24 protein-coding genes are annotated in these 24699 nt (G+C 49.8%); 11 read left to right on the forward strand and 13 right to left on the reverse strand.

Annotation, left to right across the window (positions count from 1 at the left end):
- Positions 1–2: 2 nt before the first annotated feature.
- The 5 genes from L3556_RS05880 to L3556_RS05900 all read right to left on the reverse strand — a co-directional run bounded on the left by L3556_RS05880 (position 3) and on the right by L3556_RS05900 (position 5716).
- Positions 3–2087 (reverse strand): BamA/TamA family outer membrane protein, encoded by a 2085-nt coding sequence (locus tag L3556_RS05880; RefSeq protein ID WP_277866374.1) that lies wholly within the window; start codon positions 2085–2087, stop codon positions 3–5.
- Between the two features lie 162 nt (positions 2088–2249).
- On the reverse strand, positions 2250–2810 hold the full coding sequence (locus tag L3556_RS05885) for a GNAT family N-acetyltransferase (RefSeq protein WP_277866375.1): 561 nt from the start codon (positions 2808–2810) through the stop codon (positions 2250–2252).
- 17 nt (positions 2811–2827) lie between these two features.
- Entirely contained in the window at positions 2828–3883 is a 1056-nt protein-coding gene (locus tag L3556_RS05890; protein WP_277866376.1) for a hypothetical protein, read from the reverse strand.
- Positions 3873–4304 carry a VOC family protein gene (locus L3556_RS05895; protein ID WP_277867602.1) on the reverse strand — a complete coding sequence of 144 codons (432 nt, stop codon included), beginning with the start codon at positions 4302–4304 and terminating at the stop codon, positions 3873–3875. Before L3556_RS05895 ends, L3556_RS05890 begins: the two co-directional genes overlap by 11 nt.
- An 89-nt stretch (positions 4305–4393) precedes the next feature.
- Complete coding sequence (locus tag L3556_RS05900; RefSeq protein ID WP_277866377.1) at positions 4394–5716, reverse strand: DEAD/DEAH box helicase; 1323 nt, start codon at positions 5714–5716, stop codon at positions 4394–4396.
- A gap of 184 nt (positions 5717–5900) precedes the next feature.
- Between L3556_RS05900 and L3556_RS05905 the strand changes: the two genes are divergently transcribed.
- The 5 genes from L3556_RS05905 (at position 5901) to L3556_RS05925 (ending at position 9027) form a co-directional block, all read left to right on the forward strand.
- Positions 5901–6632, forward strand: a complete 732-nt coding sequence (locus L3556_RS05905; protein ID WP_277866378.1) for a class I SAM-dependent methyltransferase — start codon at positions 5901–5903, stop codon at positions 6630–6632.
- Between the two features lie 377 nt (positions 6633–7009).
- Entirely contained in the window at positions 7010–7489 is a 480-nt protein-coding gene (locus L3556_RS05910; RefSeq protein WP_277866379.1) for an RNA recognition motif domain-containing protein, read from the forward strand.
- Positions 7490–7552: 63 nt separating this feature from the next.
- Positions 7553–8302: a M15 family metallopeptidase gene (locus L3556_RS05915; protein ID WP_277866380.1), complete on the forward strand. Its 750-nt coding sequence runs from the start codon at positions 7553–7555 to the stop codon at positions 8300–8302.
- A gap of 39 nt (positions 8303–8341) precedes the next feature.
- Positions 8342–8500 carry a hypothetical protein gene (locus L3556_RS05920; RefSeq protein WP_277866381.1) on the forward strand — a complete coding sequence of 53 codons (159 nt, stop codon included), beginning with the start codon at positions 8342–8344 and terminating at the stop codon, positions 8498–8500.
- 128 nt (positions 8501–8628) lie between these two features.
- The gene (locus tag L3556_RS05925) at positions 8629–9027 is read left to right on the forward strand and encodes a hypothetical protein (protein WP_277866382.1); all 399 of its coding nucleotides are present in this window, start codon (positions 8629–8631) and stop codon (positions 9025–9027) included.
- Between the two features lie 40 nt (positions 9028–9067).
- Here L3556_RS05925 and L3556_RS05930 read toward each other — a convergent pair whose 3' ends face one another.
- Both L3556_RS05930 and L3556_RS05935 read right to left on the reverse strand, forming a co-directional pair.
- The gene (locus tag L3556_RS05930) at positions 9068–10243 is read right to left on the reverse strand and encodes an aspartate aminotransferase (protein ID WP_277866383.1); all 1176 of its coding nucleotides are present in this window, start codon (positions 10241–10243) and stop codon (positions 9068–9070) included.
- A 6-nt stretch (positions 10244–10249) separates the two neighbouring features.
- Positions 10250–11404 (reverse strand): iron-containing alcohol dehydrogenase family protein, encoded by a 1155-nt coding sequence (locus L3556_RS05935; protein ID WP_277866384.1) that lies wholly within the window; start codon positions 11402–11404, stop codon positions 10250–10252.
- Positions 11405–11659: 255 nt separating this feature from the next.
- Between L3556_RS05935 and L3556_RS05940 the strand changes: the two genes are divergently transcribed.
- Positions 11660–12364, forward strand: a complete 705-nt coding sequence (locus tag L3556_RS05940) for a Crp/Fnr family transcriptional regulator (RefSeq protein ID WP_277866385.1) — start codon at positions 11660–11662, stop codon at positions 12362–12364.
- Positions 12365–12696: 332 nt separating this feature from the next.
- On the forward strand, positions 12697–14169 hold the full coding sequence (locus L3556_RS05945; protein ID WP_277866386.1) for a hypothetical protein: 1473 nt from the start codon (positions 12697–12699) through the stop codon (positions 14167–14169).
- Between the two features lie 71 nt (positions 14170–14240).
- On the opposite strand, the gene hisD is transcribed toward L3556_RS05945, so the two are convergent.
- Positions 14241–15557: a histidinol dehydrogenase gene (gene hisD / locus L3556_RS05950; RefSeq protein ID WP_277866387.1), complete on the reverse strand. Its 1317-nt coding sequence runs from the start codon at positions 15555–15557 to the stop codon at positions 14241–14243.
- A gap of 262 nt (positions 15558–15819) precedes the next feature.
- Here hisD and L3556_RS05955 point away from each other — a divergent pair, with 262 nt between their 5' ends.
- The 4 genes from L3556_RS05955 to L3556_RS05970 all read left to right on the forward strand — a co-directional run bounded on the left by L3556_RS05955 (position 15820) and on the right by L3556_RS05970 (position 20827).
- Complete coding sequence (locus L3556_RS05955) at positions 15820–16809, forward strand: ribose-phosphate pyrophosphokinase (RefSeq protein ID WP_277866388.1); 990 nt, start codon at positions 15820–15822, stop codon at positions 16807–16809.
- Positions 16810–16893: 84 nt separating this feature from the next.
- Positions 16894–18453 (forward strand): bifunctional phosphoribosylaminoimidazolecarboxamide formyltransferase/IMP cyclohydrolase, encoded by a 1560-nt coding sequence (gene purH / locus L3556_RS05960; RefSeq protein WP_277866389.1) that lies wholly within the window; start codon positions 16894–16896, stop codon positions 18451–18453.
- A gap of 20 nt (positions 18454–18473) precedes the next feature.
- Positions 18474–19613, forward strand: coding sequence for a metallophosphoesterase family protein (locus tag L3556_RS05965; protein ID WP_277866390.1), 1140 nt, complete (start codon positions 18474–18476; stop codon positions 19611–19613).
- Positions 19613–20827, forward strand: a complete 1215-nt coding sequence (locus tag L3556_RS05970) for a glycosyltransferase family 4 protein (RefSeq protein ID WP_277866391.1) — start codon at positions 19613–19615, stop codon at positions 20825–20827. The genes L3556_RS05965 and L3556_RS05970 overlap by 1 nt, the downstream gene beginning before the upstream one ends.
- Positions 20828–20875: 48 nt before the next feature.
- On the opposite strand, the gene L3556_RS05975 is transcribed toward L3556_RS05970, so the two are convergent.
- The 5 genes from L3556_RS05975 to L3556_RS05995 form a co-directional block, all read right to left on the reverse strand.
- Positions 20876–21100 (reverse strand): hypothetical protein, encoded by a 225-nt coding sequence (locus tag L3556_RS05975; RefSeq protein WP_277866392.1) that lies wholly within the window; start codon positions 21098–21100, stop codon positions 20876–20878.
- 404 nt (positions 21101–21504) lie between these two features.
- A complete protein-coding gene (gene mazF / locus L3556_RS05980; RefSeq protein WP_277866393.1) occupies positions 21505–21852 on the reverse strand; it encodes an endoribonuclease MazF in 348 nt (115 codons plus the stop codon).
- On the reverse strand, positions 21846–22088 hold the full coding sequence (locus L3556_RS05985; RefSeq protein WP_277866394.1) for an AbrB/MazE/SpoVT family DNA-binding domain-containing protein: 243 nt from the start codon (positions 22086–22088) through the stop codon (positions 21846–21848). The genes mazF and L3556_RS05985 overlap by 7 nt, the downstream gene beginning before the upstream one ends.
- Before the next feature lie 263 nt (positions 22089–22351).
- Positions 22352–22831: a GNAT family N-acetyltransferase gene (locus tag L3556_RS05990; RefSeq protein ID WP_277866395.1), complete on the reverse strand. Its 480-nt coding sequence runs from the start codon at positions 22829–22831 to the stop codon at positions 22352–22354.
- A gap of 633 nt (positions 22832–23464) precedes the next feature.
- Complete coding sequence (locus L3556_RS05995) at positions 23465–24547, reverse strand: DUF4238 domain-containing protein (RefSeq protein ID WP_277867603.1); 1083 nt, start codon at positions 24545–24547, stop codon at positions 23465–23467.
- Between the last annotated feature and the right edge of the window lie 152 nt (positions 24548–24699).

Raw genomic sequence — 24699 nt, forward strand, 5'->3', positions numbered from 1 at the left:
CTCTAAAACCGTTCTCCAATACCAAAACTAAATGCAGTCCCCCCTTCATTATTCCAACCAAAGTCAATCCGAACATTACCCAGGGGCGTATTCACCCGTACCCCCCCACCGTAACCAACCCCTTCCCCAGGCTTACCCCGGACAATACCCGGTTGACCCGGAACATTGGACTGGGTTCCCAGGAGGCTAGCAGCATCCACAAACAGGGCACCACCAATGATATTGAAGACGGGAAAGCGGTATTCTACCGTGCCTTGAATAAAACTCCGACCAGAACCGAGGGATCCTTCTTCCCAACCCCGTACCGAATTTGACCCGCCAAGGGTAAAGGCTTCGTAGGGTGGCAAATCACCAAACACACTTCCGGCCTGTAGGTTAAAGGCTAGGGTTTGGGGGCCCTCAATCTTTAAGAAACCCACCGGAATAAAATAACTATAGCTACCCCGTACCCGATTCATTAAGATATTGCCATTTCCCGCCGGAATGGATTGCTCTGTTCCCAGACGGATCACGCTACCACTGGTGGCTCGGATCGGATCATTCCGTAAATCTCGCAGAATTGCCGCCTGAACCGTCAACAGATTATCCCGGCCCGTACTATTAAAGGTGAGGGGGTTGCCCAGTACATCCGTGGGCACAATAGTGAAGGAGGCATCTCGCGAAGTCACCTGTTGAAACTGTAAACCCAGGGAACCAATCCAGGAGGTACGAATCTGCTCTCGCTCCTTGGTAAAGGGCCGGGTGAAGACCACCGCTGTCCCTAGCCGGTTAATCCGGGGTAGACTGCCATTGGCCAAGGGAACATCAATGGGGCCATTGCTAAAGACATAGGGCACAGTAATCCGGTTAAATAGATTCGCCGTATAGGACGTGCGAAAGGGGTCTCCCTTAATCCAGGGATCCGTGAAGCTAATATCAAATAGAAGTTCGCCACGAGTACCCCCCTGAACTTCCGTATTAAATTTATAATTACGACCAAGAAGATTATTTTGTTGAAAAGCTACCGTACCAAAGAAACCGGAACCAGAACTAAACCCAGCTCCCGCCGAAATACTGCCGGTATTGCGTTCAGTAATGTTGAGTATCAGATTGACTTTGCGTGGATCCTGACCCGGTTCTAGAGCTACCTGAACATCGTCAAAAAGACCTAGATCAAAGAGCCGCCGCAAGTCCCCCTGGACCGTCTCTTGATTTAAGACTTCCCCTGGCTGGGTATCCATTTCCCGACTAATAATGTAGTCACGGGTTCGTTGCTTGCCTGGCTCCCCTTCTTTATCCAGAAAATTAAAGGTAATTTGCTCCACAACTCCTTCTGCAACCTGTATCGTGATCACGCCATCGGAGTCAATCTGAGGAGTCCCCACGACTTGACCCAGAATATAGCCTCGATCCTTGTAAAACGTATTAATCTGCTCAATCCCTTCCTGGAGTTCCTTGAGGTTAATATTGCGACCAACCTGGGGAGCGAAAATTTCCGTCACTTCTTCTTGGGTCAGGATTTGGTTGCCAGCGACTTGTACCGCCCGCAGAATTGGATAGGGTTGGACATTAAAGGTGACACGCACCCCCAAGGGGGTATCTGATGGTTCGGCTCGCACATCGGCAAAAAAGCCGGTACCGTAAATGGCATTGGTATCCTGTTGGAGTTGACTCCGGGTCGCCGTACTGCCAGGGCGGGTAGAGATGACCTGGTAGACCAGTTGTTCAAGTTCGGGCGTGGCCCCTCGGACGACAACTTCGGCAATGAGGACTTGGGGTTCACTGTCTGTTTGTGGTGGTTGGCCAAAGGGTAAACCGGGGGGTGCTGGGGCCGGAACTGCTGGCACGTCGTTGGGAGGCTCTCCCTGGGGGGCTGTTTCTATACCCGGTGGCTCCACTTCGGGAACTGCAAGGTCATCGGTGGGGGGAACCGTTAGTTCTGGATCGGCGGGCAATGCCGGAGTATCCGCCGGAATATCCGTTTGTCCTCGGGCAGGTTCCACGATCGTGCATAGAGCGATCGCCAAGAGCGTTGATAAGCTAAAGGCGGCCCAGGAGCGGGCTAGGCCAGACGGCCGGGTTGGCTGAAGCATCATTGATTCAATCACTACACACACCACAAAAATTAAAAGGCTAAAAATAGCCCAATCGGGCCGTATTCTACCGCAGTCTTGCTCAACGTGACAGCCTTTAGGCACCAACCCGATCTCAGAAACTGGTCTATGGTGGACTGCCAAAATTGTGCTGGACTAGGAAAATTGCTTTAATACTCAGGAGCGCGGGGAACTCCGCAAAAACTTAGATAAAAGAAGTTTATCAGGGAAAAACCAGGCGGGAATTGTACTCTCTTGAGAGTAACCCAACTGATGGTACAGAAAGCGGGCGGGATGATTCATGGCTAAAACATGGAGATAGACCCGATCGCATCGCTGCTCTTTTAACCAATCCTCCGCCGCTAATAGCAGAGCCCGGCCAATACCTTGGCGGCGATAGTCAGGATGCACTGCCAAATTAGATAGATAGGGGTGGGATTTACCTCGTCCTGGTAAAAGACGTTGACTAACTTCTAGACTACCCAGGAGTTTGAGGCGATCCTGAATGGGAGCTAACACCATAAAATAGATGGAATGCTCAATGGAATGATGGTAGCGTAGGCAGAGATCGTTATAGATTCCCAGTTGCAGCAGTCGTCTAAACCAGTGGAGCCAATGCTCTGGGGGATAAAAACAAAGGGCAATCAGTTCGGCAATGCTAGACAAATGCTCTAGGTTTGCCCGTTGGATTGAATATGCTACCCGAGGTAACTTTTGAGGGGGTTCCGTGCACGTCACACCAGTGGCCTATTGACTCAAGCTTCCAGAATTATACGACTTCCCCGCAGGGCCGCAAGGGCCGGACTCGCCTGCCAGTCCTGGGTCAATAGGAGTTGAATTAGTTGGGCCGATCGCGCGCTGGTGGGTTCATCCCGAAGACCTAAATAATGGCTGGCGGTGTGATAGCTATCGTTACCAATGGTTTGAATCAGACCATCGGCATTATCCAGCAGGTTTTTGAACTGGGTTTGAATGTGACTCCAAAGGCCCACATTGCGAACATTACTGAGGGACTCTGCCACGAGGTCTTGCCGATGCTGAATTAAAATGGTTTGCGATCGCAATTCTAGGGGTAAATCTTCAAACAGGATCACGGGGCCGTAGCCAATAATCCGCAGGGTCTCCATCCACTTTGTTTGGGGTAGGAGCATTTCACGGACAATTTGACAGGCCAGGGCGGCAATAATCAATCCCTGACTATGGGCAACCAGAAAAATGTCGGCCCCCAGTTGCAAGCTCCGCAGGATTTCGTAGGCTAGGCGCAGGGTGGGCCGCGGTGCCCCGGCCGGATAGGAACCGTAAAAGTATTGACTAAACTCAGACCAGCCCATGCGCTGCACAAAGGGCAGTTTCAACAGGGCATCTAAGTTTGAGCTAGCCTGATCACTGAGGGGTTGATCCTGGGGCGATCGCTGTAATGTTTGGGCAACGGCTAACATATCCGTTTCCGGCTCTAGATCTAGAACCGACAACCGCTGCACTAATTCCGCATATTCCCGCCGCCGCTGTTCCAGGGAACCGTAAGCAGAGGCCGAGGTGCTAGAACCCGAAACCTGTTGCAATTCCGGCCAAAAGCGATATAGTTCTGCTTTTCCCAATAAACTTTCGAGGACATCCGCATGAAAGCCACTGGTCTGGTTATGCACCCCCAAAATATCTAGGGGATGGCTGGTCGTTAGACGGGCAAGGGCCCTTAAGTCCCGCTGCTGTTTTTCAACGGTGCTGGTAATACCATTGACATGAATGAGGCGGCGGCGACGGCCCGCGGGGGGATAGTCCGCCAACGTAATTAAAAAACCATCAGGAGACATGACCCAATTCCCAGAGAAATTCTAGGGGCAACCCATCACTATCCGCCACAAAGGCGACCTGATAGAGGCGATCGCCAATAACTTGCTGGGTTGGCTTCAGGAGCAACTGCCAAGGTAGGCCCTGTTCCCCCAACTGGGTTTTGAAGGTATCCAGCCAGTCTGCCAAGGTTAGCCGATCGCCGAGGTGAACCGTCAGGTCAAAGGAGAGGTGGTAGTAGCCCACATAGTGCTGATCATGGAACCCATCCACCGCCGGTTTAGGTTCGGGGATCGCCAACAGTTCAATGCGACTATCCCAACCCACCAACCAACAGGCCAGGGTATAGCCCGTCGTAAAGCGAGTTTCCATCCTAAACCCTAGACATTCATAGAAGGCGATCGCCCGATGAATATCAGCGGTACGAATCGAAATATGATGCAAGCCCATATAAGAACGATTAACTGACTATTCTCGAATTTGGATATTATTTGGATGCGATCGCCAAGGTCTTTTTGTTCCTTCTCGTTATTTTAGGTGACGGCCCGCGTCCGTTGCTTCCTGTCCTTTAGGATTGTCCGGGTGGGGGACAGATTCCCATGGGATGGTGCTGACGCAGCGGGGCGACGTTGACGACGGGGCCGACCTTTATTGGTGGGCTTACCAGGGGCGGGGGGCTGCTGGCTGGGTTCAAAACCTGGGATCACTTCCTGGGGTAAGGATTGCTTAATCAGTTTTTGAATGGAGCGCAGTTGACTGTACTCGTCGCCACAGACCAGGGAAGAGGCTTTGCCGTTGGCTCCGGCCCGACCGGTACGGCCAATGCGGTGAATATAATCTTCCGAGCAATCCGGTAAATCATAGTTGACGACGTGGGGTAACTGGTTAATGTCAATGCCCCGGGCGGCAATATCCGTGGCCACTAAGACCTGAACACTGGCCTGCTTAAACTTAGACAGGGCCCGCATTCGCATCGCTTGGGTTTTATTCCCATGGATGGCGATCGCCGAAATTTGCTCCTGGGTCAGTTGTTTGACGAGGCGGTCTGCACCGTGTTTAGTGCGGGTAAAGACCAACATCTGATCATTTTGGGCCTGTTGAATCAGGTGGGTGAGGAGATGGTGCTTGCGCTCGCGATCGACAAGATAGACCATTTGCGCCACCGTATCGGCGGTCACTTGGCTGGAACGAATATCAATGAGAGTTGGCTCCTGGAGCAAGCTGGAGGCAAACCCCTTCACCTCATGGATGAGGGTGGCAGAAAAGAGTAGGTTTTGCCGTTCTTGGGGTAGGTAGGAAATAATCCGACGAATATCGCGGATAAATCCCATGTCTAACATGCGATCGGCTTCATCCAGAACCAGCATTTCCACCTGGGAGAGGCTGAGATTGCCCTGCTGGAGATGATCCAGGAGCCGTCCAGGGGTAGCAACTAAAATATCCACCCGACCCCGCAACTGACGAATTTGGGGACTCATGGCCATGCCGCCAAAAATAGTCATGGACTTGAGCCGTAGGTGGGTACTATACCGCTGCACACTGGCTTCCACTTGCAGAGCCAGTTCCCGGGTTGGGGCTAAAATCAAGGCTCGAATCGCTCCACGATGAACCTTTGTAGGCTTATTGGTGGCTTTAGCCGTTGGCGGCGGTAATTCCTCCCGTTCCGACAACTTGTGAAGCATGGGCAAAACAAAGGCTGCTGTTTTACCAGTCCCTGTTTGGGCGATCGCCAACAGATCCTTGCCGGCCAGTACCTCAGGGATACCTTGGATTTGAATGGGGGTTGGCTCTGTATAGCCACAGTCCACAACAGCGCGAACGATCGGCTCAGATAAACCAAAATCAGAAAAAAGCATTAAGACTCCGCAAAATAACATCAGCCTACTGCCACGATCGGCATCAGTCTTAGGCGGATTGGATAAGCTACAGGATCCAGAAAACTACGGCAGCATCAATTAACAGACTGTGGATAAAGGCCACCTTAACGTAGAGACTAGTCTATAGGCACTCTAGCACAGCCTCGCGGAATAGGTATCAATCATGGCAGACTACGATTCCATTGCCCAGTCCTTTCAGCAAACCTGCGCCTTTCCCTTTCGTTGGCACAGTGAAGCCTACACCTATCTCAATCTGATTGGCCCGGTTCAGGGATTATCCATTCTTGATCTAGCCTGTGGTGATGGCATCTACAGTCGTCATTTCAAATCCCAGGGGGCGGCCCGGGTCGTCGGCGTTGATATTTCAGCGGCCATGATTGATCTAGCCCGATCGCAGCAGCCCGATCTAGAAATTGAATACTATGTGGCGGATGTGGCCCATCTGGAAAAAATCGCCAACTTTGATCTTGTGGTTGCCTCGTACCTGCTGAACCATGCCGCCGATGCCTGCACCCTAGGACAAATGGCCCGGGCGATCGCCGAAAATCTAAAACCTGGGGGAAAATTTATTAGCGTCAACAATCATCTAGAGCAGGATCCCGCCAGCTACGATCGCTGCTTGACCTACAACTACCGCAAGCAAGCCGATCTACCCCTAGAGGACGGTCGCCCCATTCACCTCACCTTCTATTTGCCCGATGGCAGCAACTTCACCATTACGGATTACTACCTGAGCCAAGCCACCTATGAACAGGCCTTTGCCCAGGCTGGCTTCCAATCCCTGGAGTGGTGCTATCCCCAAGTATCTGCCGCAGGGATCGAGGAATTTGGCCAGGACTACTGGCAAGACTTCCTGCGTTACCCGCCAATTATTTTATTAAAATGTCAGTTGTAAGGAAATCTAAAGAAAATCAAGAATTTCTTTGCCAATTTAGTAGCCCTAGGGGAAAGTCCGTGATACCTTAAGAAATGGCACACCTAAGGTTTAGATAAAGTTTAGATGCCTCACCGCCTCGGTTCAGTCTTATTTTATTTGCGTTAAAGTGAAAAACTTTCTCCAGCGACCGCTATCTAATTGTTTTGTCGCAAACAGTTTTCTATTATCTAAAATGATGTCTCAACGTTGGGTCAGGGGGATGGGTGTATCAACCCGCTGAACACGGTGAGTTCAAATGTGACGGTTTCAATTTACGGCCCGGCCGATGTTTGTCTGTGGCTTGGCCCATGGTTCTTTAGATACAACGGGTGATTCTACTTTTAGGAGGTATTTTTATGTCTATTCGTCTGTATGTTGGTAACTTGCCCCGGGAACTCAATCGTGATGAACTAGAGACCCTACTCCACACCGAAGTCGGTGACGTGGGTTCAGCCAAACTCATCACCGATCGCAAAACCGGCAAATGTCGTGGCTTTGGCTTTGTGACGGTGGAAACCGAAGAGCAGGCCGATCAAGTGATTGAAAAACTCAATGGTCACGTCTTTAAGGAGAATACCCTTAAGATTGAAAAGGCGAATGACAAGCCCAAGACCGATGGCAAAGATGAGCGGGACGACAAAGAAACCGCCGCTGCCAGCCCAGCTCGGAGTAGTCGCCGTAATACCAAGGGCAAAAACACCAATCGGCGTACTGCCGGCAATAGCCCTAGTGATTCAGCCCCCATCTCCAGTGAAGCGGCTCAACCGGATCCCCGTTGGGCTGATGCCCTCGCCCAATTAAAAGAACGTTTGATGGCCCAGGCTGGAAATCCTTAAATTAACCGATAGAATCAGAAGCAAGTCTTGTGTTAATGATTCCATGGGGTAGGGGTGAGGCTAATGGAGCGTGAGATTCCGGTTGCAGAACGATTAAGTCCTCCGGGGGCTAAGGCTCCGTCATCCCGTTTTTCTATAGGTTTAGTTAAGCTCTCCCTTGGCCTCGTTTTCCTGGTGAGTTTGGTGGGCCTTGGCGGTTGGCTTGGCTGGCGATCCCTAGGAATCTCTCAGGCTCCTGGCAATGAATCTCCAGAGTCTGCACCCCCAGAAAATCACATCGATGCGGACAATATTCTAGGTCATTTGGCCTATGCGGAGGCTCCTCTAACGGATCTCCAACCCATCAGTGCCGATAGTCAAATTCAATTGCGATCGGCGGCGGCGACTAAATTTAGGGAAATGGTTGATGCTGCCCAGTTTGATGGCGTTGCTATTATTCCCCTATCCGGCTTTCGCTCCCAGGGCGATCAAGATTATCTGTTCTTTGAGATCAAAGAGCAACGGGCCCAAGGGGCATCGGAACGGGCCCAGGTCAGTGCTCCTCCAGGTTTCAGTGAGCATCATACGGGCTATGCGGTGGATATTGGGGATCCCTCCCAAACGGACACCCACCTCAAGGTCAGCTTTGAGGAAACCCCTGCCTTTGAGTGGATGGTGGCCCACGCACCGCGCTATAGTTTTGAACTGTCCTTTCCCCGTAATAACCCCCAGGGCATTAGCTACGAGCCTTGGCATTGGCGGTTTGTGGGCGATCGCCACAGCTTGGAAACCTTTTATCGGGCCCGCGAGTTGGCCTCCCAGGAAACACCCTAAGGGACTGGGACATTTTCAGCAAAGGGAGAGCAAGTAACCATGCTCGTACTACTACTGGCTTTACTTTCTTTGATCAGCATCAAAATTGTCGAAATTACGGTGCATTTACCCCTAGACTTTTTCCGTTGGATTCATATTCCTGGACTTGTAACCTGGATCGGCCTATTAATCCTGCTAACGTGGCTTATGGCTCCCTAGGCCAGAATCTAGACGAGAATGTACGGATTTTGCCCCTAGTTTCTGAATAAATTGGCGAGATCGCCCGTAAATTTTTTACATTCTTAAACATTTCTTCACATTTCCGGTACAATTGAAGGATAAAGGAAATGAAACAGACCCGTGGCTTCGTGAAAATTTTCAAAAAAGCATTAATTTTAGCTATTCTCCAATCCTTCGGCTACACCCAAGGAATCATGGCTCAATCCGTTCCCCGACTTAGGGCAGGCAGACTTTACCCAGAAATTCGAGAACAACTCATCAACCGAGGTTGGCAGCCAATCGTTAACGAAGAACTACTAGAGGCAACCACCACCACCCCCGTTGTTGCCCACCTGCTACGGCAGAATTATACGGAACTTATTTCATGTCTGCCCATTGGCATTGACGTATGTGCCTTTCAATTTCGTAATCGTCGCGGCGATGTCCTAGAGATCAGTACGGTTCATTTGCCGATCACACCAGATGGTACCTTAAGTAGTTGGGCACTGCGGCGGGTTTCCCGTTAAAGCACCCCTAAAAGTGCCCTTCTTAAAAGTGCCCCCTTACTTAAAAGTGAATATGGGCCTTTTTCATGCGATCCAGGGCTTCTCCGAGGCGATCGCAATCGGCAATTAAACTCACCCGCACAAAACCTTCGCCCCCCTCCCCAAAGGCATTACCTGGGGTAACAACCACACCGGTTTCCTGTAAGAGCTTCAGGGCAAAATCCGTAGAGCCAATACCGGGGGGACAGGGTACCCACAAATACATAGTGGCTTTAGTTTTGGGAACCTGCCAACCCAATTGGGCAAATCCTTCAATTAAAAAGTCGCGACGGCTACGGTAGCGATCGCAGACGCTTTCTAGATAGCTATCGGGCAAATTGAGGGCCGTTTCCGCCGCCGTTTGCAGAACCGCAAATAGGCCATAATCTAAATTGGTCTTGAGGGTACGCAACCCCTGAATAATATGGCGATTACCCACGACAAAGCCCACCCGCCAACCGGCCATATTATAGGTTTTTGAGAGGGTGTGAAATTCGACGCCAATCTCTTTAGCTCCAGGAATCTCCAACAAGCTCGTGGGTTGATAGCCATCAAAGGCCAGTTCGGCGTAGCAGAGATCATGCACCAAAAGAATGTGATATTCGTGGGCAAAGGCAACGATATCTTCAAAAAACTGGCGGGGAGCGGTGGCAGCGGTTGGATTACTGGGGTAGTTAAAATACAAAATTTTTGCCTTGCGGGCCACCTCCACCGGAATCGCATTCAGGTCAATCAACCAGTCCTGTTCAGCCTTTAGGTGCAGGTGATAGATCTGGGCCCCAGCGATCGCCGGGCCGCGAAAATGGGCCGGATAGGCCGGACTGGGCACGAGAACCACATCCCCCGGATTAATATAGGCCAGGGCCAAATGGGTGAGACCCTCCTTGGATCCCAGAAGAGGTAGGGCTTCCCCATCGGGGTCTAAACTCACGCCATAGCGGCGGTGATACCACTGGGTAATGGCCTGGCGAAAATGGGCCGTGCCCTCAAAGGGCGGATAGCCATGGTAGCTGGCCACCTCAAAGGCCGCGATCGCCGCATCAATCACCGGTCGGGGGGCAAAGCCATCGGGATTTCCCATGCCGAGATCAATTAAATCCAAGCCCTGCTGCCGCGCCCGGGTTTTCAGTTCATCTAAGCGGGCAAATACGTAGGGGGGTAAGGAACGCAGTCGCTCCGCAGGTTGAATCCAGTCCATAGTAGGTTAGGTATTTCCCCCATCGGCGGCGATCGCCCCTGAGAATAGGGTATTTTCCTGGGTGGATACCATCGCCGCTAACACCTGATCGGGACTAACGGCAAAGGGCAAGCGATGAATATCAGACTCTTTAGCACAGGCGATTTCTGCCACATTTTGAAGTCCTTCTAAACTAACCCCCGCCAACCCCAAATCCGTTAGGCTCATGGGCAACCCCACCTGTTGATAAAACTGACAGAGTTGCTGTCGCCCCGAACGGGCCAGTTGACTCCCTTGGATCAGTTCCTCTAGACGCAATTGCACCAAAATTCCGTAGGCAACCTTCTCGCCATGGAGGGTCTGTTTACTCTCTGGCAGGTGGGTTAAGCCATTATGAATTGCATGGGCCGCCACCGTGCGACATTGGGCCCCGCCCAGTCCGCCAATGAGACCGGCCATTAGCACCGTCCCATCCACCACCTCTTGCCAATCCCCATCCGAAGAGTTCAGGGCAGGAAGAGACTTTTGCAGAAGAATATCTCGCAGCACTCGCGCCTGTTGAACCGCCCCAATCACCAAGGTTTGGGTACTATGTCCGCTACTAATTGACGCTTCATACCATTTGGCCAGGGCATCCCCAATTCCTGCCACCAGGGTACGCCTGGGCGCAGTTTGCACCAGTTGATAGTCCAAAATCAAGAGCGCGGGGCAATGGGCCAATGGCACATCGTAGGCAAAGGCACCATCAGGACTGTAGATATTGGAAAGGGCAGTCCAGGCAGCACAGGTGGCCCCTGAAGAGGGAATAGTCACCACCGGGCAATGGGTTTGTTCCCCCAGCAGTTTTGCGGTATCCAGGGACTTACCCCCTCCTACCCCAAGGATGACATCAGCCCGATGCTGCTTCGCTTGAGACTTCAAGGAGGCTAAACTCACTTCAGAACATTCGCCACTAAAATCAGCAAAGTCAAGATTAAGCCCATGCTCCCCGGCGATCGCCCCCCAAGTGGAAGCCAATTGTTTTCGTAAACGGGACGAAGTAACGACAAGGGGACGTGTTCCCAGGGCGGCAATGGAACCACCGGATTCGGGCAAAACACCCCAACCCCGCAAGACCTGATTAGGAGCAATCGTCAGGGGCGATAAAGAAGTAGGGGTGGAAGAATGATTAGAAGCAGACACCAAGTAAAAAAGGTCGAGACGATAGAGAGTAAAGGGAATAAGTCAAATAAACTAATCTTAATGGTAACGTTGTTGAATATATTTTACCTGCAAATATTTTATTGATCCCCTAGAACAATTTCCCTGGTATCGGAGATCGCCGTAGGTCTCTCTGCATAAATAGGCATGATCCCCCTAAAATACCCACACTATCCATCAGCTAGAAGGCAAATGTCCAGTAGGCTATGTATAGGGTTGTTACTCAAAGCGTGATCCATGGAAACCGAAGACTTTAGTAAGTTGTTTCCCCTTTTTGATGCCAGTTCGGCCGATGCCCTATCCTCAATGCTGTCAGTGGCCTGGCAAAATGAATACCCTGCTGGCCGCGCCATCTTAATTGAAGATGCCTGGGGAAATGCCCTGTACTTTATCCTGGATGGATGGGTCAAGGTTCGCCGTCTGCTAGCCAATAACGAAGATACAACCCTCGCCATTCTTGGCCCTGGGGATTTCTTTGGCGAAATGGCCATTCTCGATCAATCCCCCAGATCCACAGATGTGGTTGCCCTCACCCAGGCCCACGTCCTATCCGTACCGGCCCAAAAATTTACCCAAGTCTTGATGAAGGAGCCTCAACTCCACTATCGAATGCTACAACTGATGGCCCAGCGTCTCCGTCAAACCAATACCCGTTTAGAGACCCAGCACCAGCCCGCCGCCGTTAAGCTAGCCCATGTCCTTGTGAATTTGGGCCAACGCTACGGGAAACGCCAGGAAGGTTCTTCTGCGGCTGCCACCATACTGAATATTCCCATTGGGGATCTGGCGGACTTATCCAGCATTAACACCGATGATGCCACAAAATTGATGGCAAAATTATCAGAAAAAGGCTGGGTTAAAGTTGATGCTGCCCACCATGCCCTTCTCCTCAATATGCCTCAACTGGAACAATTAGCCCACCAAACTGGAGCATCAACCTAGGCAGATCAAAGGAAGCAATCCCCCGGCCATTGCCAACAATTTCTTCCTTGGCGATCTGAAATATTTCTTTACGTAATTTCACGGATGATTGACTACAGCCCCTTAAAGTACAATTATCGAGAAGGCAGGTATACTTTTGTAATCATCTTTCCTAAGTAAAAAAATATCTCCTTTAATATTTAGGACTTGGCAAGTATCACACCAAAATATGGTGTCTGGGTATTTTTAGTCTTGCTCCAGTATGGCTTTACGACAATCAGGGTGGTCTTTCTAAATAAAAATTTTTGATAACGAACTTGGCGATGAACGCAGCTCTAGAGGAGCATTAATGCATGGATGGTTACAATGGCAATTATGGTTATGAAGGCAGCTCTTCCGTAGCTGTCCGCCCCCTTAGTCAGTCTGGACAGATGGACGATCGCGATTTATTAAAAGAGTTCGTTAGTAATCTTGTTGAAAATAAGTCGCGGATGCTGGCCAATCGGCAACTGCGGGTAGAGATACTATTTGACGAGGTGCAACTGACTTGTCATAAAGATGGCATGATTGCCCGCATGAAGACGGATACCCAGCCTATTGCCCTAGAGGTTCGTGAAATATCTTCCTATCGAGGTTTGCTTCAAGATATACTCATCGATTTCAATATCTTTTTGATTGGCAAAGCCTCAACGAAGGGGTTTTTTCGTTATGAACCCCGCAGTATTCCCGATGGTTATGACTTACAATACACGGAAGCGGGTGTACTCTGGAAAGATCGCTGGAATCGTGGCAGGCGGAACAAAAATCGGGGGCAATTGACAGGAGTTGATGCCATGTTTCTCCATCGTGGGACATGGTACCCGATTCAAAATGTGACCGCAGGCAATGGCTTTGTTGTCCTGCGAACCCTGGGGGATGAGGCAACCATGAGTGCTTCAGATTTCATCCCATGGCTTAAGAAAAAAGAAGAAGCAACGGTAACCGATGATTCTCCTAGCCAAGTCAGTCAACATAAAATGGGGGCCCGCCTAGGGAATGTTGCCAGTGCCCCGACCCAAATCATTACCAGCCCCGATGAATTTAATGCCAGTGATCCCCAAACCCTCCTCCAGCGATCGCCAGAAGAAGAGGAAGATGATGACCATTCCAAGCCTGAACTGTCAAAATTAGCGGCTCCTATGTCACCCCAAAGCACTCCTATGCCCCCCTTGCCCCCAGAATCGGATGATTTATACGAAGATCAAACGATCGCCTATGTGGATCCCAACTATGGGCAAAAACCGGGTGAACCTGTGTCCCAAGGGTACCATCCGCCATCTCAAGAACATCATCCGCCCGTAGAAACTGCGGAAAATTACGACGATCAGACCATTGCCTACGTCCATCCCAATTACCAGCAATCCCAGGGTTATCCCCAACAGCCTCAGCAACCCCAGCAAAATTACGCTGATCAATACGATGATCAGACCATTGCCTACGCCCCTCCCAATTATCACCCCCCTCAAGGGTATCCCCAGCATCCCCAACAGCCTCAACCCTACTACCAGCAACCCCAAGGGTATCCCCAACAGCCTCAGCAACCCTACTATGAGGATCACAGTTCCGGCTATCCCCATACCAACTATGGTCAGGGGCAAAATTATGGGGCACCTCCCCCCTTACCACGCCAGTATCATGTTGATCCCAATGTGCAAATGGCCCTAACCTATCTCCAATCCAGTTTGGCCTACCTGCTACAGGTGGAGCAAAAGAGCCCCAATACCCATGCGGCGATTCGTTCCACCAGTATGGCCATTCAAAGCCTTTTGACTATTCTTAATGCCTAATCTCAATTCTCAATGGCTAATCTTAATGCCTGATATTTGCTCCTAGAATGTTGAATGGGAGCTAGTCGGGGCTAGTCATAGTCAATGGTGGGAGGAGCTTCGAGCCGCAGGCGCACCGAATCGCGGTGAGAGATGAGTCCTTCGGCTTCCGCTAGAGCCATAATGGCATTCCCTTGCTTACGCAGGGCGGTGGGGCTGTACTGAATCAGGCTGGAATGCTTAATGAAAGTTTCAACCCCTAGGGCTGAGGCATAGCGGGCTGCCCCAGAGGTGGGTAGGGTGTGGTTTGGGCCGGCTATGTAGTCGCCAACGGCTTCCGGGGTGGAGTAACCCATGAAAATAGCACCGGCATGGCGAATCTGATCGACCAAATCCCAGGGGGTTTCAATTTCTAGCTCCAAGTGTTCTGGGGCAAACTCATTGGAGAGTTGGGCCGCCACCTCTAGGGACTCAACTACGCCAATGAGACCATAATGGGCGATCGCCTTTTCCGTGAGTAATCGCCGGGGATGCTCCGCCAACTGATCGAGGACAACCGCTGCCACCTGCTCCGCTAACGATAAAGAGGGGGTGAGTAAAATGGCTGCTGCTAGGGGATCATGCTCGGCTTGGGCTAACATGTCTGCCGCAATATGGCAGGGGTTGGCCCCTTCATCGGCAATAATTAACACTTCTGAGGGGCCGGCCAGGGAATCAATCCCCACCTTGCCGAAAACCTGTTTTTTGGCCAACGTAACGTAGATATTGCCGGGCCCTGTAATCACATCTACGGCCGGAATCGTGGCGGTACCATAGGCCAAGGCAGCGATCGCCTGGGCCCCACCCACCCGATAAATTTCGTCGATACCCGCTTCCTGGGCTGCCACTAAGACCGCTGGATTAATGGCCCGATTTTGCCCTGGAGGAGTCACCATGACAATTTGGGATACACCGGCCACCTTTGCGGGAATGGCATTCATTAACACCGTGCTGGGATAGGCCGCTCGCCCGCCAGGAACATAGATCCCCGCCACATCCACAGGGGTATAGCGTTTACCTAGAACCACCTGATCCGGGTTGAACTGCACCCAACTTTTGGGCAGATGTTGGCGATGGAAATGCTCAATTTGTTTGTGGGCTAGACGGATGGCATCTAGAAGTTCCTTGGAGACCTGTTGATAGGCTGCATCCAGTTCATCGCCCTTGACTCGCAGGGTTTCTACAGTCAGATCAACCTGATCAAACTCGGCCGTGTAATGGACTAAGGCGCGATCGCCCTGTCGCTGAACCGTTTGCAAAATTTGTTGAACCGTCGCTTCCTTGTGAACAATGTCATTCTGCTGGATGCGATCGCAAATGCGGCGCAATTCTAAGCGAAGTTCTGATAACTGAGGGATGATTCGCAGCATGATCGTTTAATGAACGAAGAGCCTCTATCAAAAGCGAAGAAGTCATGAATCTATTCACTAGCTTACAGCGGTTTTCTAAGTTGCACAGGCTACATCCCCACTGTTTTTGAATTTCTTGAAAGAAAGTTGGCTAAAGCTTGCTACTCCATACCCCTAAAAATATCAATGGCTCACCCCTAGGACATAAATTCAATCTTAAGATACATTTCTTCTTGAAAAAAAAATGATAAAATTACAGGGAAGGCTTCCTTGGGGATGTGTTGTGATTCATACTGTTACATTGCCCTCTGTTAATCCCTCCTATCTGTCCGATCATAGTCGTCTCAAACTTTTCTCAGGATCAGCAAATATCCCCCTTGCCCAAGAAATCGCCCGCTATCTTGGAATTGATCTCGGCCCCATGGTGCGAAAACAATTTGCCGATGGTGAGCTTTATGTGCAAATCCAAGAGTCTATCCGGGGCTGTGATGTCTACTTAATTCAGCCCACCTGCCATCCGGTGAATGATCACCTCATGGAACTATTGATCATGATCGATGCCTGTCGCCGGGCCTCGGCTCGACAGGTGACCGCAGTGATTCCCTACTATGGCTATGCCCGGGCCGATCGCAAAACCGCCGGTCGAGAGTCCATTACCGCCAAGCTGGTGGCCAATCTCATTACCCAGGCCGGTGCCAGTCGGGTTTTAGCCATGGATCTACACTCTGCCCAGATTCAGGGGTACTTTGATATTCCCGTAGATCATGTCTACGGTTCGCCGGTGATTTTAGATTATCTCCGCAGTAAGCGGCTTTCTGATCTGGTCGTCGTCTCCCCCGATGTGGGGGGTGTGGCCCGGGCCCGGGCCTTTGCCAATAAGCTGGATGATGCTCCCCTAGCCATTATTGATAAACGCCGTCAGGGGCATAATGTGGCAGAGGTGATGAATGTGGTTGGGGATGTGCGGGGAAAAATAGCGGTTCTTGTGGACGACATGATTGATACCGCTGGGACTATTGTGGAAGGGGCGGCCCTACTGCGTCGGGAAGGGGCCAAACAGGTCTATGCCTGCGCCACCCATGCGGTGTTTTCGCCCCCAGCGCGGGAGCGGCTTTCCAGTGGTGTCTTTGAAGAGGTCATTGTCACCAATACTATTCCCGTTGCCCCTGAAAATCTGTTTCCCCAGTTAACGGTTCTGTCCGTGGCCAGTATTTTAGGGGAAACTATTTGGCGGGTGCATGAGGATAGTTCGGTGAGTAGCATGTTTCGCTAGGGGACTGTTCTGGTTTATTCTAGGCTAGTCGAACGGCATTAAATCAACAGCATTTAAGTCCAGCAGCATTGGGAGAATAGCCCTATGGCACGATATGCCCTATTGAGTGTTTCCGATAAAACAGGGCTGATTGAATTAGCTCAATCTCTGGTGGATCGGTTTGGTTTTGAACTGATCAGTAGTGGGGGTACGTCAACGGTTCTAGAAGCAGCGGGCATACCCACGATCAAGGTCGCTGACTACACAGGCTTTCCAGAGATATTGGCTGGTCGGGTGAAGACGCTGCATCCGCGCATTCATGGTGGGATTTTAGCCCGACGCGATCGCCCGGAGGATCAACGGGATTTAGGGGAGCATAATGTCTACCCCATTGATCTGGTGGTGGTGAATCTCTATCCCTTTCAGGCTACCATTGCCCAGCCTAATGTTTCCCTGGCGGAGGCGATCGAGCAGATTGATATTGGTGGCCCCACCTTAATTCGAGCGGCGGCGAAAAATTTTGCCCATGTGACGGTGCTCTCTTCCCCTACCCAGTATGCGGATTACCTGGCTGAATTACGGCAACGGGAAACCCCCAGTGCTGAATTTCGTCACGAATGTGCCCAAGCGGCCTTTTGGCATACCGCAGCCTACGATCAGGCCATTGCCGCCTACCTGAGTCAATCCCCAACAACAACACCAACTCCAGAGGCTCTCCCCGCTGTGTTTAACCTGACGGGCCGTCGCCAACAACTCCTACGCTACGGCGAAAATCCTCACCAACAGGCGGCCTGGTACTATACTGGCTCCATGGCTACGGGGTGGGCTGCCGCTAACTTGGTTCAGGGCAAGGAACTCAGTTTTAATAACCTCCTGGATTTAGAAGCAGCCCGATCTATCATCCGAGAGTTTTGTGGCGATCGCGTCCAACCCACTGCGGTGGTCGTTAAACATACCAATCCCTGTGGTGTTGCCGAAGGGAAAACCATTGCCGATGCCTATCAACGCGCCTTGGCTGCGGATTCTGTATCGGCCTTTGGCGGCATTGTCGCCCTAAACCAAGCCATTGATCCTGAGACGGCCACCGTCCTGAGCAAAACGTTTCTGGAATGTGTGGTTGCCCCGGACTGTCATCCCGATGCCCTAAAAATACTCAAGGCCAAGCCCAAACTACGACTGCTGCTCTTGCCGGATTTAACCCAGGGGCCCGATGTGGCCATCCGGGCGATCGCCGGTGGATTTTTAGTTCAGGATATTCACCACGTTCCTTCCGTGGCAGAGGATTGGGAAGTGGTGACGGAAACTAAACCCACCCCTGACCAATTAGAGGAACTCATCTTTGCCTGGAAAGTGGTTAAGCATGTTAAATCCAATGCCATTGTCGTCAGTCGAGATCGGGCCACCCTCGGGATTGGGGCGGGGCAGATGAATCGGGTGGGATCGGTACAAATTGCCCTTTCCGATGCTGAAGATAAGGCCAAGGGAGCGGTGCTGGCCAGTGATGGTTTTTTCCCCTTTGCCGACTCGGTGCAAACGGCGGCGATCGCCGGAATTAGTTGTATTATTCAGCCAGGGGGTAGTTTACGGGATAATGACTCCATTCAGGCGGCCAATGAAGCAGGCATTGTCATGATTTGTACCAACCGACGTTATTTCCGTCACTAGATCTCTAGGGGTTATTGCAGGTGAAACAACGCTTTGGAGTCATCAGTGATCCCCACATTACCTTGCCCCATACGGTTCCCCCAGGGCGATCGTCCTTTCTCTTAACCGACGTAAGTTTAGCGGCCTTTGAAATTGCCGTCAAACATCTGGCAGAACTGGGCATTGATTTTCTGCTGATCCCAGGGGATTTAACCCGTGATGGTGAAGTGGATAATCACTCTTGGCTACGGGATATGTTAGCTGGTTTACCCTTTCCTACCTATGTAATTCCCGGTAATCATGATGTTCCTGTTCCCCAAGGAGAGAATGGAATCATTGGCTGGCATGAGTTTCCCCAGTACTACCAAAATGCCGGTTATGGCGAAACAGATCAGCTATATTACACCTGCTCTCCAGCGGCAGGACTGCGGCTGATCGCCCTCAATTCCAATCAATTTGATTCCCAGGGGAGACAAGTCGGTTGCTTAGATGATGCCCAACTGAGTTGGTTAACCCAGGTTTTAGCAGCTATCCCCAAGGATGAATTGATCCTCGTGATGGTGCATCACAACCTACTGGAGCATTGGCCCGGCCAAGGAAAGCATCCCATGGGGCTACGCTATATGCTGGACAATCGGCGGCTACTCTTGGAATTGCTGCACCAGGCAGAAGTTTCTTTGGTTTTCACGGGGCATCTTCATGTCCAAGACATTGCCTACGAAAAGGGTATCTATGAGATTACCACTGGCTCCTTGGTGAGCTATCCCCATCCCTATCGTCTAGTTGAGCTAAATTCCCAGGACAACGGTGGCTGGAACCTAGATATTCAATCCTTTCGAGTTGAAGCCACTCCCCACTATCCTGACCTGCAAACCTCCTCCCGCAAATGGATGGGCGATCGCAGTGCCCCCTTTTTAATTCGGTTTTTGATGGCACCTCCCCTTAATTTAGATGAAGCCACTGCCCAGGCCCTAGTGCCGGATCTAAAGGATTTTTGGCCCCAGATTGCCGCCGGAGATCCCCGGGTAAACTTACCGGATTTGCCAGCGGATTGGCAGACCTATTTTGCCCGTTTTAATCATCAAGAACCCCCTGGCTGTCCCCATTTAGGGGATAATGCCATGGAAATCCAATTACCACTCCATTCTTCTCGGTCTGAAGCCTTGCGCTGTTCGTCCTGATGGTAATTCCAAAATTGCCTCTGCGGATATTAATGCTCCACAATTTTTATCAATTTAGTGGCGGTGAGGAGGTATCCATGGAGGCCGAAATTAATCTGCTGCGGCAGGCGGGCCATCAGGTGACATTGTTCAGTAAAGATAATCAAGAAATTGATCACTACTCCCTAGCCCAAACTCTACAACTCCCCCTGAAGACCGTTTGGAATCTGTCAAGCTACAGGGATGTTCGTCAGGAATTACAATACCATCAGAGTCAGATATTACACGTTCAAAACTTTTTTCCCCTATTTTCTCCCGCAGTCCATGGGGCGGCCCGTTCGTTAGATATTCCGACTGTTCAACATTTACGAAATTTTCGCTTAGGTTGCTTAAATCCCTGGCTCCGTCGTCAAAACAAAATTTGTCGGGACTGTGTGGGTAAAAATCCTTGGCGGGGGGTGATCTATCGCTGCTATCGTCAATCACTGCCCGCTTCCTTAACTCTTTGGGGAATGGTTACTTGGCACCGTTGGAGCCGGACTTGGCATCACCTGGTAGATGGATTTATTACCCCTAGTCGTTTTGCAGCAGAGCTTTTGAGTCAGATGGGAATTCCGGGCGATCGCCTTTATGTCAAGCCCAATACCACCCCCGATCCCTTTGCCCTAGCGCATCATCACCCTAGCCCGTTACCCCCATCCCCACGATTTTTATTTATTGGGCGTTTGTCTGCCGAAAAAGGGTTAGACCTATTGTTAAGGGCATGGGCAGAGTTACCCGTTTCAGATTGGTTTTTAGAGATTTTAGGAGATGGCCCCGATCGCGATCGCCTGCAACACTATGTCCAAGAGCGACAATTAAAAGGCGTAACATTTCACGGCCACCAACCGAAGCCGATACTTCATCAATGGATGCAGCAGGCCACGGCCGTCGTCATTCCTTCCCAGGGCTATGAAACCTTTGGGCGAACGGTGATTGAGGCCTATGCCCATGGCCGAGCAGTTCTTGCATCTGATCTGGGGGCCTTGCCAGAATTGATGATCGAAGGGGAAACGGGATTTCTGGTAGAACCTGCTAATATTTTTGCTTGGAAAGAGCGCATCCTTTGGGCAGGGGAGCATTTAACTGAGATGGAAACCATGGGCCGGCGATCGCGCCAAGTGTATTTGCAGAACTACACACCCGAGGTAAATTACCAGCAGTTAATAGAAATTTATGACAAGGTACTGCGTTGACACCTTTCTCGCCCTGAAGGTGTGGGGATACCCCGTGTCTGACGGCAGTTAGCCCTCACTAATTTGTTCTTCGGCCCGCTCTAGGAGGGTGTCATGGACGTGCTCTTCGTGGTGACGTTGCTCTGCTGCTAGCTCCCGTGCCTCTTCTGCTAGATCATTCGTGTCACTCTTTTCAAGATTTTCTTCAGCGCGACTGAGTAGATTTTCCTCTTGATGGTCAATGTCTTGCCGTTTTTGGGCACTTTGCTCCCGGGCGGATTCATTGATACTCATGGAAAAATTCTCCTAATGTTGTTAGCCGACCTTTCTTAATTGTATGGGATATGTTGACTCGCCTCCTGTCACTCAGAAAGCTCCGAACTAATTTCCACTAACGTTTCCCCAGAACGTAGTAGCTCTAGTGCTTTTGGTAAAACTGAACTCAGAATTTTTTGCAGACGAGCATTTGACTGACCCTGACTGAAAAAAGTGGACAAACTTCAAGAGTCGCCAATGAAGGAGAATGTCCAAATGACCCAAAAACCAAGACGAACATTTACTGCCGAACAAAAAGCTGAAGCAGCCTAACGGTGTAGTTGTGCTGCGGCAAGTAGTGTCAAACTCCCATCAATAACCTCCCTTGCGTCCGCATCAACGCAGTGTTGGGCTGCTGAGAACTATGAGTGATTGCTTGGTCGCTACAGAAGCAATGACTCGATCTTTGCCTGTACTTCCTCAACGACACTAACTTGAACAGACTCAACAAACTGAACGCCACGAGCTTTCCAGTCCAGACACTTGATTTGATCGGCAAGAATTACTCCTTGAGTCTGCAACTCAGGTGGCAGAGGGACTTCAAAGGGATATCCTTTCTGCTGTTTGGTGATGGGCATCAACAAGGCTAGAGAACTTTTCGCGTTGTAACTACAAGGTGAAAGAACAAAAGCAGGTCGATGCCCCCTTTGTTCATGACCTTTGGTTGGATCAAAGTCCAGGTAGACAATATCTCCCCGATCTGGGATATAGCGGTTTGTGGGTGCTACCAAAATTCATTTCCCACCGACATCCCACTTTCAACCTCAGTATGCAGATTCTCTGGTGTGATGGCAGAAATCAGATCCTCCAAGGAGTACCGCTTTCGGGTTCTGGGCTTGATGACGAGGTTACCATCGATCACCACAAGATCAACCTCAACACCTTCGGTAAGATGAATCTCTTTAACTAAGTGCTGGGGAAGTCGAATGGCTAAACTATTTCCCCACTTCGCCACTGTCGCAACCATAGGTTGAACCTTACCTTTAGTTTAGTTGGATCACTGTAATTTGATCCTTTGAAGAAACGTATATACAGAGTATCTACATTGTAGCGACTTGGTAGAAGCTTGGCAATTACGGGGAGAAAGAGAACTGAACCCTGAATGCCTCGCCCAAGACTTGCGGTGCTGCCCTTAGCGACAACCTGAATCAGCCCAACGGTTGAATTGAGCGGCGATCGTTTTTTGAGTTCAACACCAAAAATCTCTATTACGTCCGCTCTAATGGTTTGTTATGCAGCCGACCAGGGAACCCACCTTAAAAAACATTGATTTCCGTGTTGTTCTGTAATTTCTGCTCCTAATCGATGATAAAAACTAAGTCCACGAGTGTTTCTGGCATCAGCATTCCAAGCAAGATGGGTACAGTCATTTTCCTTGGCAATTTGAGCTAATTTAACCATTAATGCTGCTCCTGCACCTTGACTTCTCATCTCGTCATCCACATACAAATCATCAAGCCAAACACTTGGCTGACCGGCAAATGATGAGTACCTGAATCCATATAATGCAAAGCCGACTTCATGCCCTGAAAACTCTGCAAACAAAACGTAAGAAAAGGGAATTAATCCGAAAAGTGTTTTGCGTATCTTGTCTTCAGATACTTGTAGCACACCAGAGAATGCACCAATGTTTCGGTCAAATTTTGATTTCTTCTGGATGAACGAGAAAATGAGCGATACATCATCAGGAGTGGCAGATCTAACTTTCATTGATTAATTTACGATCGCGCTAGAATTTCCTCGCACAGTTTAACCTGACGCAATTTTGCCATCACTGATTTTAGGGTGCCACGTCACTGACAATCTCACCTCTACCGAAGACTGACCCTGACTGAAAAAAGTGGACAAACTCCAAGAGTCGCCAATGAAGGAGAATGTCCAAATGAGCCAAAAACCAAGACGAACATTTACTGCCGAACAAAAAGCTGAAGCAGCATAACGGTGAAGTGCAGCGGCGGCAACTGACCTCGAACTCAGCACCAGCGGCTTGCATCCGTCCGTTGCAACGCAGTGTTAGGCTGATGCGCGGATTAGAGGGTCGCTTAGCCTGATTCTTCAGCATAGACCCAAATCTTACAACTGGGGCAATATCACCCTTCATGGGGTGCACTGACAAGAATCATGCTCTCCCAGTGACCAGAGGTGAACAAGACGAGGGGGTTCCCAGCGCAGTAGCATAACGACCGCCTTCAGCAGCAGTAAGTGACTTTTGATTCCTAAGGACAACCTGTTTCTGTCCGCTGCAACGCGCTTGTTAGGCGAGGTTAATGCTCCCAATTTTCAGGATTTAATCAATAGTTATAATACAGAAAGAATTTTATCATAATCAAATTTAGAAACAAATTAACGTGAGTAGTTGGTTTGCGTTAGCTGTGAGAAATATTCAAAAGCTTCTGGATTTCTAACCCCATATACCGAATTATCAGCTTTTCTCTTGACATTAACGAAACTAGGCATAACACCGATTTTAAGTTGCTTAGAGTATACAATATGCCTGGTTCTAACGGTTTCGTTACCTAAAACCTCTACCTCATACTCTATACTTTTCTGCATATGTAGTGTCTTGCTCCCATAATGACGAAGCATAGATTTAATATTAGTCTCGCTCTTACGATCAAGAAACACAACAAATGATTTTGAATTGATAGCTTGAAAAGAATTAAGTATTCCTACATCTTTAACATCGTGGACATCTGTTAACAAGCTATATTTTGACCCATACCTATAAATCTCAGGATCATAGAGGCATAACATTAACCTAGGCGACAATGGCAAAAAAAGCTGCAATCCTTTTGTGCCAAAACCTGTTATTCCAGGATGGTCGAGGTCTCTATATAACCAGTTATACATGAAAACGGGATGATCCGAGATAAAGAAATCTAGAGCCGTTTTATTAATTGCAAGATGAAATTTCAGGTCGGTCAATAGTATAGATGCGAAATAGCCTTGGAGCGTGAGAAGAGAAATTAAAGGTGCCTCATCATCAATCTTTAGCTTTACACCATCAGCATTTCGAGAATCCATACCATTTAAACGCAGAAGTTCTCTTGAAATAGATTGGATATTAGTTTGAATAATTGAATCCATCCTATCCATTACCTTAGGAGTTCGGGATAACAGTGTTGAAACAAATATCAGCAAACGAATCCAGTTTTCAGATGAATCTAGAACTGTTGTATCGTGATGAACAATAGAGCTAATTAATGGTGCAGTAGGAGCCTCAATTTTTTGACTTAGGATATTTTCTACCATATTGTCTGTATCATAGAAGTAATTCTGAGAGCATATCTTCTTAATTGACTGGCTGTATCTGAATGAATATCTAGGAATGTCGAAAACATTCGTTTTTCTTTCTTTCTTGTCCTCCCAACTAAAGAATTTTAGAAGGCATTGAGGAACGTAATGCTGGTTTTTAGTGATTTGCATAACTATGGAGTAATACGGAGACAAAGCAAAACGCCTAACGATACCAAGGCGGCGAGAGAAGCGAGTCCGCTGCAACGCGTTGTTAGGCAGCGGCGCTGCCGTGACGTGCTAGGTGGCGATCACTTAAAGAAGGTATAACACTAAAACTGTTT

Source organism: Candidatus Synechococcus calcipolaris G9 (assembly GCF_029582805.1).
Classification (GTDB): domain Bacteria; phylum Cyanobacteriota; class Cyanobacteriia; order Thermosynechococcales; family Thermosynechococcaceae; genus Synechococcus_F; species Synechococcus_F calcipolaris.

Excerpts from the sequence above, each read along its gene's own strand:
- L3556_RS05890 (WP_277866376.1), bottom strand. The coding sequence starts at position 3,883 with ATGTCTCCTGATGGTTTTTTAATTACGTTGGCGGACTATCCCCCCGCG.
- L3556_RS05900 (WP_277866377.1), bottom strand. The coding sequence starts at position 5,716 with ATGCTTTTTTCTGATTTTGGTTTATCTGAGCCGATCGTTCGCGCTGTT.
- L3556_RS05905 (WP_277866378.1), top strand. The coding sequence starts at position 5,901 with ATGGCAGACTACGATTCCATTGCCCAGTCCTTTCAGCAAACCTGCGCC.
- L3556_RS05910 (WP_277866379.1), top strand. The coding sequence starts at position 7,010 with ATGTCTATTCGTCTGTATGTTGGTAACTTGCCCCGGGAACTCAATCGT.
- L3556_RS05915 (WP_277866380.1), top strand. The coding sequence starts at position 7,553 with ATGGAGCGTGAGATTCCGGTTGCAGAACGATTAAGTCCTCCGGGGGCT.
- L3556_RS05920 (WP_277866381.1), top strand. The coding sequence starts at position 8,342 with ATGCTCGTACTACTACTGGCTTTACTTTCTTTGATCAGCATCAAAATT.
- L3556_RS05925 (WP_277866382.1), top strand. The coding sequence starts at position 8,629 with ATGAAACAGACCCGTGGCTTCGTGAAAATTTTCAAAAAAGCATTAATT.
- L3556_RS05930 (WP_277866383.1), bottom strand. The coding sequence starts at position 10,243 with ATGGACTGGATTCAACCTGCGGAGCGACTGCGTTCCTTACCCCCCTAC.
- L3556_RS05940 (WP_277866385.1), top strand. The coding sequence starts at position 11,660 with ATGGAAACCGAAGACTTTAGTAAGTTGTTTCCCCTTTTTGATGCCAGT.
- L3556_RS05945 (WP_277866386.1), top strand. The coding sequence starts at position 12,697 with ATGGATGGTTACAATGGCAATTATGGTTATGAAGGCAGCTCTTCCGTA.
- hisD (WP_277866387.1), bottom strand. The coding sequence starts at position 15,557 with ATGCTGCGAATCATCCCTCAGTTATCAGAACTTCGCTTAGAATTGCGC.
- purH (WP_277866389.1), top strand. The coding sequence starts at position 16,894 with ATGGCACGATATGCCCTATTGAGTGTTTCCGATAAAACAGGGCTGATT.
- L3556_RS05970 (WP_277866391.1), top strand. The coding sequence starts at position 19,613 with ATGGTAATTCCAAAATTGCCTCTGCGGATATTAATGCTCCACAATTTT.
- L3556_RS05975 (WP_277866392.1), bottom strand. The coding sequence starts at position 21,100 with ATGAGTATCAATGAATCCGCCCGGGAGCAAAGTGCCCAAAAACGGCAA.
- L3556_RS05985 (WP_277866394.1), bottom strand. The coding sequence starts at position 22,088 with ATGGTTGCGACAGTGGCGAAGTGGGGAAATAGTTTAGCCATTCGACTT.
- L3556_RS05990 (WP_277866395.1), bottom strand. The coding sequence starts at position 22,831 with ATGAAAGTTAGATCTGCCACTCCTGATGATGTATCGCTCATTTTCTCG.
- L3556_RS05995 (WP_277867603.1), bottom strand. The coding sequence starts at position 24,547 with ATGCAAATCACTAAAAACCAGCATTACGTTCCTCAATGCCTTCTAAAA.